Genomic DNA, 15,959 nt, shown 5'->3' with positions numbered 1-15,959 from the left:
CTACAGGTCGGGCAGGCGCTGGTCGGCGAAGCCCCAGCCGTGGAGCGATTTCGATTGCGCGCGATCAAGCAGGGTCTTGGCATCGTCGATCGAATAGGGATGTGCGTTCTCCATCGCCTTGAGCTCGTTCCATGCCAGCGGAATGGCCACCGGCGCACCCGAGCGCGCCCGCGCCGAATAGGGCACCACGGCAGTCGCCCCGCGCTGGTTGCGCAGCCAATCGATGAAGATACGCCCCTTGCGCTTGGCCTTGCTCATCGTGGCGGTAAAGCGCTCGGGCTCGGCCATGCTCAGCGCCTCGGCGAACCGGCGCGAGAAATCCTTGTGCGCCTCCCAGTCATGGCCGGGCGTCAGTGGCACCACCACATGCACGCCCTTGCCGCCCGTCAGCATGGCAAAGCTGGTCAGGCCGAGATCGGCCAGCTGGGCGCGGATGTCGCGCGCCGCCTGTTTTACCTCGTCGAACCCCAGCCCCTCGTCGGGATCGAGGTCGAAGATCATCCGGTCGGGCCGTTCGACCGCATCCGAGCGCGCGCACCAGGCGTGAAATTCGATCGTCCCCATCTGCACGCATTGGAGCAGCCCGCGCGCATCGTCGACGAACAGGTAATCCTCGTGCCCGCCGTCCTTCTCGCGGATCGGCACGGGGTGCACCGCATCGCCGAAGCTGCCGCTGTCATGCTTCTGGAAGAAACACTTCTTCGCCCGGCCCGAAGGGCAGCGCACCAGGCTGATCGGGCGCCGCGCGGCGAAGGGCAGCATGATCGCCGCCACCGCTTCGTAATAGTCCGCCAGCGCGCCCTTCGTCTGGCCGCTGTCGGGAAAGATCACCCGGTCGCGGCTGGAAATCTTGACCGCATCGCTGGTTTCGGCCGGTTTGGCAGGCGTTTCCGGCTGCACGCTGCTCGCATCCTTGTCGCCGCGCAGACCCAGATAGCTGCCGTGTCGGACATTCCCGTCGGCGGTAAACTCTGCAAAGGCGATTTCCGCGACCAGCTTGGGCGTGACCCAGGTGACCCCGCGCGAAGAGGCCCGGTCGACTTCCGCCGGCGGGGTCTTGCGCGCCAGCCGCTTCATCTTGCCCGCGAGTTCGTCGAGATCGTCGGCGGAAAAGCCGGTGCCGACATTGCCCTTGTAGACGAGGTCGTCACCCTCATGCTGCGCGACCAGCAGCGAAGCGAACGCCCGCCCCTTCGCGCTCGACTTCTTCCACCCGATGATCACGAATTCCTGCCGCCGGGTGCATTTGACCTTCACCCAGGCCTTGCTGCGGCGCCCGGCATATTTGCCATCGACGGTCTTGGAGATAATCCCTTCCTGTCCCGCATCGCACATCGCGCGGTACAGATGTTCGCCCGCGCCCAGCACGTGTTCGGCGACGTGGATCGGCGGGTCGGCGGAATCGAGCAGCGCTTCGAGCCGTTCCTTGCGTTCGATATTGGGCAGGCCGGTCAAATCCTCGCCATCGAGTTCGAGCAGGTCGAAGGCATGCAGGGCGAGCTTGTCCTGCTTGCCCTGCGATCCGTGCCCGCGCTTGAGCACCTGTTGCAGGGTGGAGAAATCGGGATTGCCCTTGCCGTCGTAAGCGACGACTTCGCCGTCGATCAGGCACGAGGGCAGGTCGAGCGCGGCAATCGCCTCGACCAGCGGGCCGAACTTGTCGGTCCAGTCCTTGCCGTTGCGGGTGAACACGCGGACGGTATCGCCCTTGACCGCCACCAGCGTGCGATAGCCGTCGAATTTGATTTCGTGCATCCAGCGATTGCCGGTGGGCACGTCGTCGACCAGCGTCGCGAGCTGCGGCTTGCGGTAATCGGGCAGCGGGGCGGCCTTGCGGCGTTTGGGCTTGGATTTGCCGGCATTGCGCGCGGAGGCTTTCTGCATCTGCGCGAGGAAGGCATCGTCCTTCTTTCCTGCCAGCGGGTATTCGCCCTGCTTGTCGCTGGCGATTTCGGCCATCGAACGCCCGGTCAGTACGCTGGTCAATTCGCGCTGGACCAGCCCGTCGCCCGCTTCGGCATTGTCGTCCTGCAATTTGCGCAGCAGCCAGTTCTCGCGTTTCTCGCCGGGTTTCTGCTTGAGCCGGATCAGCAGCCATTCGCCCTTCATCCGCTCGCCTTCGAGACAAAAGTGCAAATGCCCTTCCTCGAGGTCGCTCGCGCTCTTGCCTTCGATCGGCTGCCACGTCCCGCGGTCCCACAGCATCACCGTCCCGCCGCCATATTCGCCCTTGGGAATCACGCCTTCGAAATCGGCATAGGACATAGGGTGGTCTTCGGTTCGCACCGCCAGCCGCTTGATATCGGGATCGGGGGAGGGCCCCTTGGTCACCGCCCAGCTCTTGAGCACGCCATCGACCTCGAGCCGCAAGTCCCAGTGCAGGCGGGTCGCATCATGTTTCTGGACGATGAAGCGGTTGCCGGTCTCGCTGGCGAGCGGCTCGCCCGCTGGTTCGGGGGTCAGCGAGAAATCCCGCTTGGCGTTGTATTCGGCGAGGGGGTCCTTGCGCGCAGCCATAGCCTAGGCGGACTTCTTACGCCGCGCGGTCTTCTTGGGCTTCTCCTCCCCGACCGACTTCTTGAGCGCTGCCATCAGGTCGATGACGTTGGAGCCGCCACCGGTATCGGGATCGTCGACATCCTCGATCACCGCGGTCTTGCTCTTCGACTTCGCCTTCTTGTCGATCAGCTTGCGCAGCGCCTGGCCATAGCGATCCTCGAACTCGCTCGCATCGAAAGGCGCGCTCTTCTGCTCGATCAGCGTGTTCGCGAGTTCGAGTAGTTCCTTCTTCGGCTTGGCATCGTCGATATCGTCGAAAAACGCCTGCCCGGCGCGCACTTCATCGGCATAGCGCAGCGTTTCGAGCAGCAGTCCCTTGCCGCAGGGCTTCACCGCGACCAGTTTCTCGCTGCCGCGCACCGACAGCTGGCCCAGTGCGACCTTCTTCGCCTTGCGCAGCGCCTCGCGCAGCACGATGAACGCTTCCTCGGCAAGTTCGTCCTGCGGCGCGACGTAATAGGGCTTTTCGAAATAGAGCGGATCGATTTCGCAGGCATCGACGAACTGCACCAGTTCCAGCGTCCGCTTGCTCTCGATCCTGACCGCGTCGATCTCGTCCTCGTCGAGCAGGACGTAATTGCCCTTCGAAACCTCGTAGCCCTTGATGATCTCGTCACGGTCGACGGGGCCGATCCCGGGCACGACCTTCTCGTAGGAGATGCGCTTGCCGCTGGGTTCGTGGATCTGGTTGAACCGGATCTTCGCCCCCGATTTGGTTGCCGAGTAGATTTCGACCGGGATCGAAACCAGCGCCAGCCTGATCTGCCCCTGCCAATATGCGCGTGCTGCCATGTGCCTTCCCTTCAGGCGAAACAGCGCTCCGGGCGCGTATGCGTTCCTAACCGCGCGTGGGAAGCGGCGCGGGCGGCTCCCCATCCCCGCGGGGCGCGGGCGCCGTTCAGTCCCGTATTGACCAAATGCCGGGGATCGTGGCAAGCGGCCCGCGCATGGCACGCAGCGTGAGCGAGCCAGTTGGCGACCCTCGCGGTTGCCAGTTCGATTTCTCCGCGATTGCCAATGCCTTGCGGGTGTAGCTCAATGGTAGAGCAGCAGCTTCCCAAGCTGACGACGAGGGTTCGATTCCCTTCACCCGCTCCACTCACCAGGTCCGAATTGCGGGGGATCGGCGGCGCCGGCGGTATCGCCGCCGGGGGCGATGCATGCGAATGGGGGCCATGCGCGACAAGACCGACAGCTATTGGATGGCCGATCTCTACGGCGAGCTCCAGCTTGAGCCGCCCGGAGCGAAGCGTTCGTGGCTGGCGGTGGTGCCGGGGCTGTTGCTGGTCGCAATTGCCGCCTGCGCGGCGCTGTGGCTGAGCGAGCATTACGGCGCGCCCGCGATCCTGATCGGGCTGTTGCTGGGCTTCGCGCTGAATTTCGCAGGCGAGGATGCGCGGCTCCTGCCGGGGCTCGACCTCGCTTCGCAGACATTGCTGCGGGTCGGCATCGTCCTGCTTGGCCTGCGTGTGACCTTTGCCGAAATCGCCAGCCTCGGGGCGGGACCGTTCCTGGCGCTGCTCGCGATCATGGCGTGCGTGATCGGTACGGGCATCCTTGCCGCGCGGCTGGTCCGGCTCGACTGGCAGTTCGGCCTGCTGGCCGGCGGCGCGACTGCGATCTGCGGGATCTCCGCGGCGCTGGCGCTATGGAGCATCATCGGCAGCAAGCGCGTGGGGCAGGAAGGTTTCGCAATCGTGGTGCTCGGCACCACGCTGGCAAGCGCGCTTGCATTGGTGGCCTATCCCGCGCTCGCCGGGGCGCTGGGGCTGGACGACCGGCAGGCGGGGTTCCTGATCGGCGCGGCCATCCACGATGTCGCGCAGGCGATCGGGGGCGGTTTTGCCTTTTCGGACGAGGCGGGGGCAGTCGCGACGGTGGTCAAGCTGTCGCGGGTGGCCATGCTGGTGCCGCTGCTGATCGTGGTCGGGTTGCTGTTGCAGCGCGGCGGGACGCGCGATGCGGGAACCGGGCCCGCGCTTTCGCTGCGCCGGGGTATCCCATGGTTCATCGCGGGGTTCGTCGCATTGGTGACGCTCAACAGCACCGTTGCACTCCCGCCCACGGCGGGCGAATGGGGTGCCAGCGCGGCCAGCTTCTTCCTGCTGCTCGCGGTAACCTCTGCCGCGATCAAGGCCAATCTGTCGGGAATCCTCGCGCATGGCTGGCGCTCGTTCGTGCCGGTGGTAGGATCGACACTCGTCGCTTTCATCCTCGCGCTGTCGTTCGCGCATGTCATCTAGCCAGCGGAGCAATCCCGATGTCGATCTTCACCGACCATCCCCATGCGATCGGCGAGAGCTATGGCGAGCACCTCATCAGCGCATTGCGCTTCGGGGGACGGCTGATCGTCGCCGGGCTGGCGTGTATCGCACACGGGATATTCCCGTTCTGGTGCAAGAGCACGGGCAGCCGGGCGGTGCACCGGCTGGCCGCCGACATGATCCATGGCCGCGAGAAATTCGACGGCAAGGCCCCGCAGGGTCAGCAGAAGGACTGGTGCATCTAGGCCCCGCGCGGCCCTGACTATCTGGGCGGCATGCGGATCGCGCCGTCGAGCCGGAACTGGTGCGCGTTGATGTAGCTGTTGCGCGCAATCTCGCAGATCAGGGAAGCGAATTCCTCCGGATGCCCGAGCCGCTTGGGGAAGGGGACGCTGGCGTTGAGCTGGTCCCACATCTGCGGGTTGCGGTCCTTCATGCCGAGCATCAGCGGGGTCGCGAAAATGCCGGGCATGACCGAGTTTACGCGAATGCCCAGATCCATCAGATCGCGCGCCATCGGCAGGACGAGCCCGTTCACCCCGGCCTTGCAGCTGCCGTAGATGACCTGCCCGATCTGCCCATCCTGCGCGGCGACGCTGGCGGTCAGCGTAATGCAGCCGCGCTCGCCATCCTCGTTCAGCGGTTCGGCATTGGCCATGCCGAGCGCCGACAGGCTGGCGACCCGGTAGGACGAGACGAGGATGCCCTCGGCCCCGAACGCGTAATCCTCGGTCGACAGCCGTTTGTAGCCGCCGCTTGCCTTGTCCCAGCCGAGCGTCTTGCCGCGGCGGCTGGTCATTGCGCAATGGACTGTCACGCGTTCCTGGCCATGCGCGCTTCGTGCCGTGGCGAAACCGTCGACCACCGCTTGTTCGTCGGTGATGTCGACATGCGCGAAGGTGCCGCCGATGGCCTTGGCATGGGCTTCGCCGGCTTCGTCATTGACGTCGAAGATCGTCACCTTGAGCCCGGCATCGGCCAGCGCCTGCGCGCTTGCCTTGCCCAAGCCCGATGCCCCGCCGGTGACGACGGCTGCCATGCCCTGTTCCAATTCCACTCTTGCTCTCCCCTCTATGTTTCCCTTGCGCCCGTGCTATCGCAAGCTGACGGGTAGAGGAAGGGGAGCCGAGACCGCCGTGACATCGCTGCTGTTTGCCATGGTCGCCAGCTTCCTGACCGCCACGGGCGCGCGCGACCAATTGCTTGTCGCGCGGCTTGCAGGCGTGCTGGGCGCGTCCACCCCATTGCTGGTCGTGGCGCTGGCAAGTTCGGCGGTCACCGCGGGCATTGCGGCATGGGCGGGTGCCTGGCTGGCCCGGACCATGTCGGAAGATGCGGCGACCATGTTCGTCGCCATCGCCCTGCTGCTCGCGGCGGCCGAATGCGCATGGCCCAATCGCGAGAAAACGCCGAGGGAACCGACCCGTTCGCTCGGCGCGATCGCTATCGTGCTGTTCGCGCGGCAATTGACCGATGCCTCGCGCTTCCTCGTCGCGGCTTTTGCGGTGGTCTTCGCCTATTGGCCGCTCGCGGGACTGGGCGGGGCGTTGGGCGGCGGCGGCGCGGTGGCGGTGGGCTGGTCGCTCGGATTGGCGCTGGAAGACAAGCTGCCCCTGCGCGCGATCAGGATCGCTCTGGCGCTGATCTTGTTCATCCTTGCCGCGATCACGGGGCTGAGCGCGAGGGGCATTATCGGATAAATCGATCACTGCCACTACCGATAATCGAGAAACCCAAATCGACGTTCGGCGTTAGTGTAGTGAATTCCACAAACATGAAGGGGCAAATCAAATGGCAGACGTCGGCGATAACTCGAAAGCTGGTCTGGTAAGCGCGCTCAATGGCGCGCTGGCCGATACCGTAGCACTCTATTTCAAAACGAAGAATTTCCACTGGCATGTCGCGGGGCCGCGCTTTCGCGACCTGCACGTCCTGTTCGACGAACAGGCTGCCCAGCTGGTCGGCACGGTCGACGATCTTGGCGAGCGCGTACGCAAGAATGACGAATATACGCTCACCTCGATCGGCAGCGTGATGAAGAATACCCGCATCAAGGATCAGGACGATGTCACGCTCTCGGCCGACACGATGGTCAAGGAACTGCGCGACGACAACAAGACGCTGCATGGGCGTCTGCTCGAGGTGAAGGAAGCCGCCGAAGAAGCGGGCGACAACGCCACCAGCGGTGTGGTCGACGACTGGATCGACGAATGCGAGGAACGCATCTGGTTCCTCAACCAGACCAGCAAGTAAGCGATCCGCCTCATACAGGCACACCGGCCGCCTTTCCCCTTGGGGAAGGGCGGCCTTGGTGTATCAGGGGCGCATGGATAATGTGACCATCGTCGAGAACTGCAATGATGCCGCCATCGCCGACTGGCTGGCGGCGCGGCTGGGCGAAGCGCTGAGCGCAAGCGCGGGGCCGGTGACGATCACCGTGCCCGGCGGTTCGACCCCGTTCCCGATCATCGAAGCGCTGCTGGCGCACGATCTCGACTGGACCCGGCTGGTCGTCTGGCCGGGCGACGACCGCGTGGTGCCCGAAGACCATGCCGCGTCCAACACGGGCCGGTTGCGCGATCTGTTCGAACCTGCCGGGGCCGAAGTGGTCACGCTGACCGAAATGGAGGCGGTGCCTCCCTTCGCGCTCGCCTGGCTTGGCATGGGCACCGATGGCCATATCGCCTCGCTCTTTCCCAATACCGATCCCCGGGTCGACGACCCGCGCCGCATCGTGCGCCTGACCCCCGATCCGCTGCCGCCCGAGGCGCCCTTCGACCGGATCAGCCTGACCATGCCCGCGCTGCTCGCCAGCGCTGCATTGCTGTTCGTTATCCGCGGCGAAGAGAAGCGTGCCATTTTCGAACAAGCCCTTGTGGGCAAACATGATTTCCCGGTTGCGCGCCTGCTGGGCGCAGCTAAACAGCCGGTCACATGCTTCACCTGATACCCAAGCCGCTGCACCGGTTGGCGCTCCGTCTGGCCCACCGGCTACGCCATCACTGGCGCAAGGCCAGTGGCAGGACGGGCGCGGGGGTGAGCGTGATCGCGCACGACCTCGGCGGCCAGATCCTGCTCGTCCGCCACAGCTACGGTCCGGCGGGCTGGTTCCTGCCCGGCGGCGGGATCGGGCGCCGCGAGACTCCTGAACAGGCCGCGCACCGCGAAATTCGCGAGGAAATCAGCTGCACCATCGAAGGGCTGAAACCGCTGGGAGTGATCGAGGAAGAACTCTCGGGCGCCCCGCACAGCGCGCATATCTTTGCCGGCGTGGTCGATGCGATGCCGCGGGTGGACGGGCGCGAAGTGGTGGAAGCGCGGTTCTTCCCGATCCATTCGCTGCCCGAACCGCTCAGCGCGCGCACCACGGCGCGGCTCGCGCTGTGGCAGAACCGCAAGAACTGACCTGCGGGCGTCGGCGCGGGACCTAGAGCAGCGATAGCTGCGCGTCGGGGCGCTTGTCCTCGTCGCTGCCGCCGCGTTCGAGCTTCGACAGCGTCAGCCCCATCAGCCGGATCGGCATGGGCAGTGGCAGCACCTCTTCGAGCAGCGCGCGCCCGACGGCAGCGAATTCGGCCTTGCTGGCGATCGGCCGGTCGAGCGTTTTCGCGCGGCTGAAAATCTGGAAATCGCTGTATTTCATCTTGAGCGTTACGGTACGGCCGCGGGCCTCGGCACGCTCGATATAGCCCCACACGATATCGATGATGTCTTCCATCGTCTCGCGCAGTTCGGCGCCCGCGGACAGGTCGCGGCTGAAGGTCCGCTCGCCGCCGACCGACTTGCGGATCCGGCTCGAGCGGACCGGGCGCAGGTCGATCCCGCGCGCGGCGCGATAGAGATAGTCGGCAAAGCTCCCGAAATGCGCGCGCAGCCACTCGATCTCCTTGGCCGCGATATCGCCGCCGGTCTCGATCCCCAGCCGGGCCATTTTCTCCGCCCCCTTTGGGCCCACGCCGTGGAACCGGCGGATCGGCAGTTCGGCGACGAAGGCCGCGCCTTGTCCGGGCCGGATCACGCAGAGTCCGTCGGGTTTGTTCTGATCGCTGGCGATCTTGGCGAGGAATTTGTTGTAGCTCACCCCAGCGCTTGCGGTGAGCCGGGTCTTGGCGCGGATTTCCTGGCGGATCAGCTCGGCGATGCGCGTTGCGCTGCCGATGCCCAGCTTGTCCTCGGTGACGTCGAGATAGGCTTCGTCGAGGCTGAGCGGTTCGACCAGGTCGGTATGGTGGCGGAAGATCGCGCGGATCTGCTGGCTGACCTCGCGATAGACGTCGAAGCGGCTCTTGCAGAAGATCAGGTCGGGACACAGCCGCTTGGCGGTGACCGAGGGCATGGCGCTGCGCACGCCGAACCGGCGCGCTTCGTAACTGGCGGCAGCGACCACGCCGCGCCCGCTGGATCCCCCCACGGCAACGGGTTTCCCGCGCAGCTCGGGATTGTCGCGCTGCTCGACGCTGGCGAAAAAGGCATCCATGTCGACATGGATGATCTTGCGAAGGCCGTCGGCCTCGCCATCGGTGTCATCGGGATTGCCCTGGCCTTCGCTCATGCGCGAATAGATAGCCCTACGGGTTGCAAAGCGGAACCTTGTCCGCCACCTGACATTTTGTGCAGATGCGAAGCGAACCTCTTGCCGGCGGCGAACGTCCGATAGCCGACGCTGTCAAAGGCAAGCACATTGGCGAGCGCGAGCTGATCACGATGATGGCGCTGCTGATGGCATGTAATGCCTTCGGCATCGATGCGATCCTCCCGGCATTGGACGATCTCGCCCTGTCGCTGGGTGCGCCGGGCAACGATCGACAGTTCATCGTCGGTGTCTATTTGCTCGCTGCCGGGATCGGGACGCTGATTCCGGGGGCCTTCGCCGACCGCTTCGGTCGCCGGCCGGTGCTGTTTACCGCGCTGGGCTTCTACATCGTGCTGTCGCTCGGCTGCGCGCTGGTCACCGATTTCACCTCCATGATCGTGCTGCGTGCGCTGCAGGGTTTCTTTGCAGCAGGCATCATCGCGCTGCCGCCGGCCATCATCCGCGACCGCGTGGGCGGCGACAAGATGGCGCGGATGATGAGCCTGATCTTCGTCATCTTCCTGCTGGTCCCCGCCGTGGCGCCCAGCATCGGGCAGGGCGTGCTCCTGCTGCTGGGCGACTGGCGCTGGATCTTCGTGACGATGGCGGTCTTCGGGTCGCTGATGTCCGTCTGGGTCTATGTCCGCCTGCCCGAAACGCTGCACGAGGACGACAAGCAGCGCATCGATCTTGCCGTCATCGCGCGTAACATGCGCAGTGCGGTCACGCTGCGGTCGACGGTTGGATATACGCTGGCGAGCGCGCTGGTGTTCGGCGGGTTGTTCGGCTTCATCAATTCCTCGCAGCAGTTGATCGGCGAGGCTTTCGGGGCGGGCGACATGTTCCCGCTGCTGTTCGCGCTGTGTGCGGGCTGCATGGCGCTGGCGAACTGGTCGAACAGCCGCATCGTCGAACGGCTTGGCGCACGCCGCGTCAGCCATACCGCGCTATTCGTGTTCATCATCGTTGCCGGGTTGCAATTGTGGTTCGCCTATCAGCCGAACGAGAGCCTGTGGACCTTCATCCCGCTGATGGCGGCGAACATGAGCCTGCTCGGTTTTATCGGGGCCAATTTCGGCTCGATCGCGATGCAGCCGTTTCCCCATATCGCGGGGGCGGCCTCCAGCGCGCAGAGCTTCCTGCGCATGACCACCGGGGCGTTGCTGGGTGCGGGTATCGGCTATGCCTATGACGGCACGGCGCGTCCGCTGGCGTTGGCGCTGCTGGTAACGGCCACCGTCAGCCTGCTGCTGGTGCTCTTTTCAGAACGCGGTGCGCTGTTCGGGCCGCCCGATCCGGATGTCGAGGAAACCTAGGCTTCGCTGGCCAGCCTGCGCCACGCAAGCTCGGCATATTCACACAGCAAGGGACGAGTGTCGCGCGGGTCGATGATGTCCTCGACATTGAAGCGTTCGGCGCTGCGGAAGGGCGAGGTTACCTGGTCGAGCCGCGCCCGAATTGCAGCGAGTTCGGCTTCCGGGTCGGCGGCGGCTTCGAGCTCGGATTTATAGGCCACTTCCAGACCGCCCGCGATCGGCAGGCTGCCCCAGTCACCCGACGGCCAACAGAACCGGTACTGATAGGTTTCGGCATTCGACATGGCGCTGCCCGCAATCCCGTAGGCGCGGCGTAGGACGACCGAGGCGAGCGGGACGCTGGCCTTGTAGACAGCGTTCATCGCCTGCACCCCGTAGCGGATCGTACCTGCCATTTCCGCTTCGCGCCCGATCATGAAACCGGGATTGTCGACCAGATGGACGATCGGCAGGCGGAACTGGTCCGCCAGCTTGACGAAGCGCTCGACCTTCTCGCTCGATTTCGCATCCCATGAACCGCCGAGATAGGACGGGTCGCTGGAGAGCACTGCCACCGGCCAGCCGTCGAGCCGGGCGAGCGCGGTGATGCAGGCGCGGCCCCACATGCGGCCGATTTCGAACACGGTGCCCTGGTCGAACACCATCTCCATGCAGCGGCGCATCGAATAGACCGCCTTGGGATCGCGCGGGACGAGGTCCAGCAGCGCCTCCTCGCGCCGGTGGACCGGATCGGTGCAATTGGACCGGCGGGCAAGCTGGCCGACATGTTCGGGCATGAACGCCAGGAAATGCCGTGCGCGCGCGAAAGCCTCCGCCTCGCTGGCAACCTCGTCGTCGACCACGCCGTTGCGCGTATGGATGCCGCTGCCGCCGAGGTCTTCCTTGGCCTGCTGGTGGTCAGTCGAACCCTTGTAACTATCACCAAGCCCGTCAACCACCGCGGGGCCCGCGGCAAAGATCTGGCTCAGGCCCTTGACCATGACCGAATAATGGCTGGCGACCACACGCGCCGCACCAAGGCCCGCGGTGGGTCCGAGAGCAAGCGCGACCACCGGCACCGTGTCGAGATTGGTCACCACGTCGCCCCAGCCGGGAACCGCGGGGATATAGGTCGCGCCGATCTGTTCGAGCGTCTTCACGCTGCCGCCTCCGCCGGTGCCGTCGATCATGCGGATGATCGGCAGCTTGAGCTCGTGCGCCATCTTTTCGGCCTGCACCATCTTGCGGCTGATCCCCGCATCCGCCGCGCCGCCGCGAATGGTGAAATCGTCGGCGGTGGCAACCACCGGGCGGCCGTTGATCCGGGCTTTGCCGAACAAGAAGGGGGCTGGAAGGACGGATTGGAGATTGCCGCCTTCGTCGTAGCTGGCCTTGCCCGCGATCTTGCCGATTTCGCGGAAGGTTCCGTCGTCGCAGAGCGCGGCGAGCCGTGCGCGGGCATCCATCTTGCCCCGGCCATGCTGGCGGGCGACCTTGTCGGGTCCGCCCATCTGCTCGGCCAGCGCTTCGCGCCGGCGCAGTTCTTCGAGTTCAGCTTCCCAGGTCATCCCCACCCCATAAGCAAACCGTCATCCCAGCGAAAGCTGGGATCGCTTTCCACCGGGCACGACTTCGATAGCGATCCCAGCTTTCGCTGGGATGACGGCTATTCCTCTGCAGGCTCGACCACGCACAGCACGGCCTCGACCTGCACCTGCCCGCCTTCGGTGGCGGCGAGTTCGGTCACGGTCCCGTCGAACGGCGCGGTGAGCGCGTGTTCCATCTTCATCGCTTCGAGCACCATCAGGCGCTGGCCAGCGGTGACTGTGTCGCCCGCGGCCACATCGACCGCGATGACCTTGCCCGGCATGGGTGCGAGGATCGCCCCGTCGCCAGCTGCAGCGGCCCCGCTGCCGCGGCTTTCGAGCGCGAATTCGAAACTCTGGCCGTCCGCAAAGACCACGGTGCGCGCGTCTTCGACGAAGCCGGTCGCATGCGCGGCATCGCGCTCGCCGGTCACTGCAATCGTCCGGCTCTCGCCCTTGTAGCACAGCGTGGTGGCAACGCGGGGCGCGGCATTGAGGCGAAAGCCGATCGCTGCCGGAGCGGTTTCTTCCAGCGCATCGAGCAGGGTGAAGTCGGCTGCGGCCTGCCAGATCGCATCATCGGGTGCGTCGTCGCCGACCAGCCGGTCGAGCTTGCGTTCGATAAAGCCGGTGTCGAGTTCTGCCTCGCCGAAATCGTCCTCGAGCAGGGCGTTGGCAAGGAAGGCGGCGTTGGTCTTGACCGGCCACACTTCGACGCTCTCGGCAATGTCGGCCAGAGTCTCGATCGCCCTGTCGCGCGTCTCTTCCCACACCACCAGCTTGGCCACCATCGGATCGTAATGCGGGGAAATCATATCGCCCTCGGCGACACCCGTTTCGATCCGTCCCGCGCTGCCGAGGTCGAAATGGTCGAGCGGGCCGGTCGAGGGGAGAAAGCCGCTGGCCGGGTCCTCGGCATAGAGCCGCGCTTCGATGGCGTGGCCGTCGATGCGCAGCTCTTCCTGCTTGAGCGGGATCGGCTCGCCGCTCGCGACGCGCAGCTGCCACTCGACCAGATCGACCCCGGTGATTTCCTCGGTCACCGGATGTTCGACCTGCAGGCGGGTGTTCATCTCCATGAAGAAGATGCGGTCGGCGCGCAGGCCTTCGCTTGCATCCGCGATGAATTCGATCGTGCCCGCGCCCTCGTAATCAACTGCCTTGGCGGCGCGCACGGCGGCGGCGCAGATTTCTTGGCGCGTCGCCTCGTCCATGCCGGGGGCGGGGGCTTCCTCGATCACCTTCTGGTGGCGGCGCTGGAGGCTGCAGTCGCGTTCGAACAGGTGGACGACATTGCCGTGGCTGTCGCCGAACACCTGCACCTCGATATGGCGCGGGGAGGTGATCCACTTTTCCAGCAGCACTTCATCGTTGGAAAAGCTGGCCTTCGCCTCGCGGCGGCAACTTTGCAGGTCCGCTTCGAAGTCTTCGGCCTTGTCGACCTTGCGCATACCCTTGCCGCCGCCGCCCGCGACCGCCTTGATTAGCACGGGATAGCCGATGGCGTCGGCTTCCTTCTTCAGCCGTTCGGCCGACTGGTCGGTGCCGAGATAGCCGGGCGTTACCGGCACGCCGGCTTCCATCATCAGCGTCTTGGCGGCATCCTTGAGCCCCATCGCCTCGATGCTCGACGGCTTGGGGCCGACCCAGATCAGCCCCGCGTCGATCACGGCCTGCGCAAAACCGGCGTTTTCGGACAGGAAGCCGTAACCCGGGTGGATCGCGTCCGCGCCGGTCTGCTTCGCCGCAGCGATGATCTTGTCGCCGACGAGATAGCTTTCGGCCGCAGGCGAGGGACCGATATGCACCGCCTCGTCGGCTTGCCGCACATGCAGCGCCCTGGCGTCGGCGTCCGAATAGACCGCGACCGTGGCCACGCCCATGGCGCGCGCGGTGCGGATGATGCGGCAGGCAATCTCGCCGCGATTGGCGATAAGGAGCTTTTGGATCATGGCGCTGCCGCTAACCCATTTCCGGGGTCATTGCGAGGGCTTGGCGCAGCGATCTGCCGTCCCCGAGTGTCGGCTGAATTCACGGAGCCATCGCGGGCTGCACCGAATTCAAACCGCGGGCGCCTACCAGCCGGCCACCGGCTTGAAATCGTGGCGCGACCAGATGATCGGCTCTTGCGGCTGGGCCGGACGGTTCCAGATCGCCTCGAAGAAGGCGGCGAACATATGCCACACCTTCTCCAGCCCGTTCACCCGGGTTCGCGTGTCCCAGGCCAGCTGCCCGCGATCGAGGACCTTGCGCCCGATCGAGCCATAGATCCGTGCCGCGGCCAGCACCGCCCAGCGCTGGCGGAAGCGCAGGCGCTTCGCACCCAGCTTGGCCGCCGCCTCGTGCTTTTCCATCAGCGCGATCAGGCGCGGCATCAGGCTGGCGAGCTTGAAACGGTTTTCAGGCAGCGCGTGTTCGCCCGCCTGCCATCCCATCGTATCGAGCCAGGTGCGCGGCAGGTAACAGCGACCGGCTTCGGCATCCTCGACGATATCGCGCGCGATATTGGCCATCTGGAAAGCGAGGCCGAGGTCGCAGGCGCGGTCGAGCGTTTCGCCATCGTCCGGGTGCACACCCATGATCCGGGCCATCATGATCCCCACCGCGCCCGCGACGTGATAGCAATAGCGCAGCATGTCGGCTTCGGTCGTCGGGCTCCAACGCGCGGCGTCGAGCGCAAAACCGGCGATCACGTCGTTCGCCTCGGCCAGCGTCAGCCCGCATTCGTCGGCGACGAGGCCGAAGGCGTCGAAAGCGGCATCGGCGGTCGGCTGTTCCTCGAAGGCGCGCTTGGTGAGGATGCGCAGCGCCTGCACCCGGTCCTCGGCGTCTTTCAGATTGCCCTGGTCGCCCAGTGGGCCGCCCTTGTCCTGATTGTCGGCAATATCGTCGCAGCGGCGGCACCAGGCATAGAGCAGCCAGCTGCGCTCGCGCGTGGCCCGGTCGAACAGCTTCGAGGCTGCGGCGAAGCTGTGCGAGCCCTGCTCGATCGACTCGAGCGATTTGTCGACCAGCACCGCGCGGTCGCGGCCACCCCCGGCGCGGGCCGGGGTGGCACGCAGATAGCGCGACTGGACGAGGGTGCGCGGCTTGCTCAGAGGTCGTCGGCCTTCATCTGGAAGATCGGTGTATGCGGTTCGTATGACGCCATCTTGTCGATCAGCCCCGCCAGCGCGGTATCGTGCACCAGGATATTCTGATGCACCGGCCGCACGAAACCGACCTGCGCCATCTTGCTGTTGAAGGCGATCAGTTCGTCGTAAAAGCCGAAGGCGTTGAGCAGGCCGACCGGATTGTCGTGATAGCCCAATTGCGCCCAGCTCATCGCCTCCCATAATTCGTCCATCGTGCCGACCCCGCCGGGGATGGTGACGAAGCCGTCGCTGAGGTCGGTGAACCGCTGCTTGCGCTCGTGCATGCCGCCAACGGTGTAGAGCTCGGTGCAATCGTGATTGGCGACTTCGCTATTGGCCAGCGCATCGGGGATTACGCCGATCACTTCGCCGCCGGCTTCCAGCGCGCCGCGCGCGGTCGCGCCCATCAGGCCGAGGCGTCCGCCGCCATAGACCACACCGATGCCGCGTTCGGCCAGTCCGCGGCCCACGTCGTAGGCCAGCTGGATATAGCGCGGGTCGTCGGGCGAGGCGGAGCCGCAATAGACGGCAATACGGTTCAGTCTGCG

The 15,959-nt window shown here is 65.5% G+C and carries 15 protein-coding genes and 1 tRNA gene; 8 read left to right on the top strand and 8 right to left on the bottom strand.

The features are described 5' to 3' along the window. Together ligD and J2S32_RS07130 are read right to left on the bottom strand one after the other, a co-directional pair. Nucleotides 1–2,517: a DNA ligase D gene (gene ligD / locus J2S32_RS07135; RefSeq protein WP_253519356.1), complete on the bottom strand. Its 2,517-nt coding sequence runs from the start codon at nucleotides 2,515–2,517 to the stop codon at nucleotides 1–3. A 3-nt stretch (nucleotides 2,518–2,520) separates the two neighbouring features. After that, the gene (locus J2S32_RS07130; RefSeq protein WP_253519353.1) at nucleotides 2,521–3,351 is read right to left on the bottom strand and encodes a Ku protein; all 831 of its coding nucleotides are present in this window, start codon (nucleotides 3,349–3,351) and stop codon (nucleotides 2,521–2,523) included. A gap of 232 nt (nucleotides 3,352–3,583) precedes the next feature. Between J2S32_RS07130 and J2S32_RS07125 the strand changes: the two genes are divergently transcribed. The 3 genes from J2S32_RS07125 (at nucleotide 3,584) to J2S32_RS07115 (ending at nucleotide 5,068) form a co-directional block, all read left to right on the top strand. Then, nucleotides 3,584–3,657: transfer RNA gene (locus tag J2S32_RS07125), tRNA-Gly, on the top strand. A 77-nt stretch (nucleotides 3,658–3,734) separates the two neighbouring features. Continuing rightward, a complete protein-coding gene (locus J2S32_RS07120; protein ID WP_253519350.1) occupies nucleotides 3,735–4,802 on the top strand; it encodes a YeiH family protein in 1,068 nt (355 codons plus the stop codon). Between the two features lie 17 nt (nucleotides 4,803–4,819). Then, entirely contained in the window at nucleotides 4,820–5,068 is a 249-nt protein-coding gene (locus tag J2S32_RS07115; RefSeq protein WP_253519346.1) for a DUF6356 family protein, read from the top strand. 17 nt (nucleotides 5,069–5,085) lie between these two features. Here the strand turns inward: J2S32_RS07115 and J2S32_RS07110 are convergent, their stop codons facing one another. Then, a complete protein-coding gene (locus J2S32_RS07110) occupies nucleotides 5,086–5,880 on the bottom strand; it encodes an SDR family oxidoreductase (protein ID WP_253519343.1) in 795 nt (264 codons plus the stop codon). 79 nt (nucleotides 5,881–5,959) lie between these two features. Here J2S32_RS07110 and J2S32_RS07105 point away from each other — a divergent pair, with 79 nt between their 5' ends. The 4 genes from J2S32_RS07105 to J2S32_RS07090 all read left to right on the top strand — a co-directional run bounded on the left by J2S32_RS07105 (nucleotide 5,960) and on the right by J2S32_RS07090 (nucleotide 8,228). Further along, on the top strand, nucleotides 5,960–6,523 hold the full coding sequence (locus J2S32_RS07105) for a hypothetical protein (protein ID WP_253519340.1): 564 nt from the start codon (nucleotides 5,960–5,962) through the stop codon (nucleotides 6,521–6,523). A gap of 91 nt (nucleotides 6,524–6,614) precedes the next feature. Then, nucleotides 6,615–7,076, top strand: a complete 462-nt coding sequence (locus J2S32_RS07100; RefSeq protein ID WP_253519336.1) for a Dps family protein — start codon at nucleotides 6,615–6,617, stop codon at nucleotides 7,074–7,076. A 73-nt stretch (nucleotides 7,077–7,149) separates the two neighbouring features. Then, nucleotides 7,150–7,770: a 6-phosphogluconolactonase gene (locus J2S32_RS07095; RefSeq protein ID WP_253519332.1), complete on the top strand. Its 621-nt coding sequence runs from the start codon at nucleotides 7,150–7,152 to the stop codon at nucleotides 7,768–7,770. After that, nucleotides 7,758–8,228, top strand: coding sequence for an NUDIX domain-containing protein (locus J2S32_RS07090; protein ID WP_253519329.1), 471 nt, complete (start codon nucleotides 7,758–7,760; stop codon nucleotides 8,226–8,228). Before J2S32_RS07095 ends, J2S32_RS07090 begins: the two co-directional genes overlap by 13 nt. A gap of 22 nt (nucleotides 8,229–8,250) precedes the next feature. Here J2S32_RS07090 and dinB read toward each other — a convergent pair whose 3' ends face one another. Further along, on the bottom strand, nucleotides 8,251–9,375 hold the full coding sequence (dinB, locus tag J2S32_RS07085; protein ID WP_253519325.1) for a DNA polymerase IV: 1,125 nt from the start codon (nucleotides 9,373–9,375) through the stop codon (nucleotides 8,251–8,253). Between the two features lie 65 nt (nucleotides 9,376–9,440). On the opposite strand from dinB, the gene J2S32_RS07080 reads away from it, so the two are divergent. Next, nucleotides 9,441–10,712 carry a multidrug effflux MFS transporter gene (locus tag J2S32_RS07080; RefSeq protein WP_253519306.1) on the top strand — a complete coding sequence of 424 codons (1,272 nt, stop codon included), beginning with the start codon at nucleotides 9,441–9,443 and terminating at the stop codon, nucleotides 10,710–10,712. Here J2S32_RS07080 and J2S32_RS07075 read toward each other — a convergent pair. The 4 genes from J2S32_RS07075 to J2S32_RS07060 form a co-directional block, all read right to left on the bottom strand. Further along, nucleotides 10,709–12,259, bottom strand: coding sequence for an acyl-CoA carboxylase subunit beta (locus J2S32_RS07075; RefSeq protein ID WP_253519303.1), 1,551 nt, complete (start codon nucleotides 12,257–12,259; stop codon nucleotides 10,709–10,711). The two genes, J2S32_RS07080 and J2S32_RS07075, sit on opposite strands and share 4 nt — an antisense overlap. A 98-nt stretch (nucleotides 12,260–12,357) precedes the next feature. After that, nucleotides 12,358–14,229, bottom strand: a complete 1,872-nt coding sequence (locus J2S32_RS07070; protein WP_253519300.1) for an acetyl/propionyl/methylcrotonyl-CoA carboxylase subunit alpha — start codon at nucleotides 14,227–14,229, stop codon at nucleotides 12,358–12,360. Between the two features lie 123 nt (nucleotides 14,230–14,352). Next, complete coding sequence (locus J2S32_RS07065) at nucleotides 14,353–15,294, bottom strand: phytoene/squalene synthase family protein (protein WP_253519296.1); 942 nt, start codon at nucleotides 15,292–15,294, stop codon at nucleotides 14,353–14,355. A gap of 77 nt (nucleotides 15,295–15,371) precedes the next feature. Next, nucleotides 15,372–15,953: a TIGR00730 family Rossman fold protein gene (locus J2S32_RS07060; RefSeq protein ID WP_253523010.1), complete on the bottom strand. Its 582-nt coding sequence runs from the start codon at nucleotides 15,951–15,953 to the stop codon at nucleotides 15,372–15,374. Nucleotides 15,954–15,959: the final 6 nt, after the last annotated feature.

The organism is Qipengyuania citrea, from assembly GCF_024171405.1.
In the GTDB taxonomy this organism is placed as follows: Bacteria; Pseudomonadota; Alphaproteobacteria; order Sphingomonadales; family Sphingomonadaceae; genus Qipengyuania; species Qipengyuania profunda.
The sequence above is the reverse complement of the archived record's forward strand: the minus strand, read 5'-3'. Positions and strand labels throughout refer to the sequence as shown.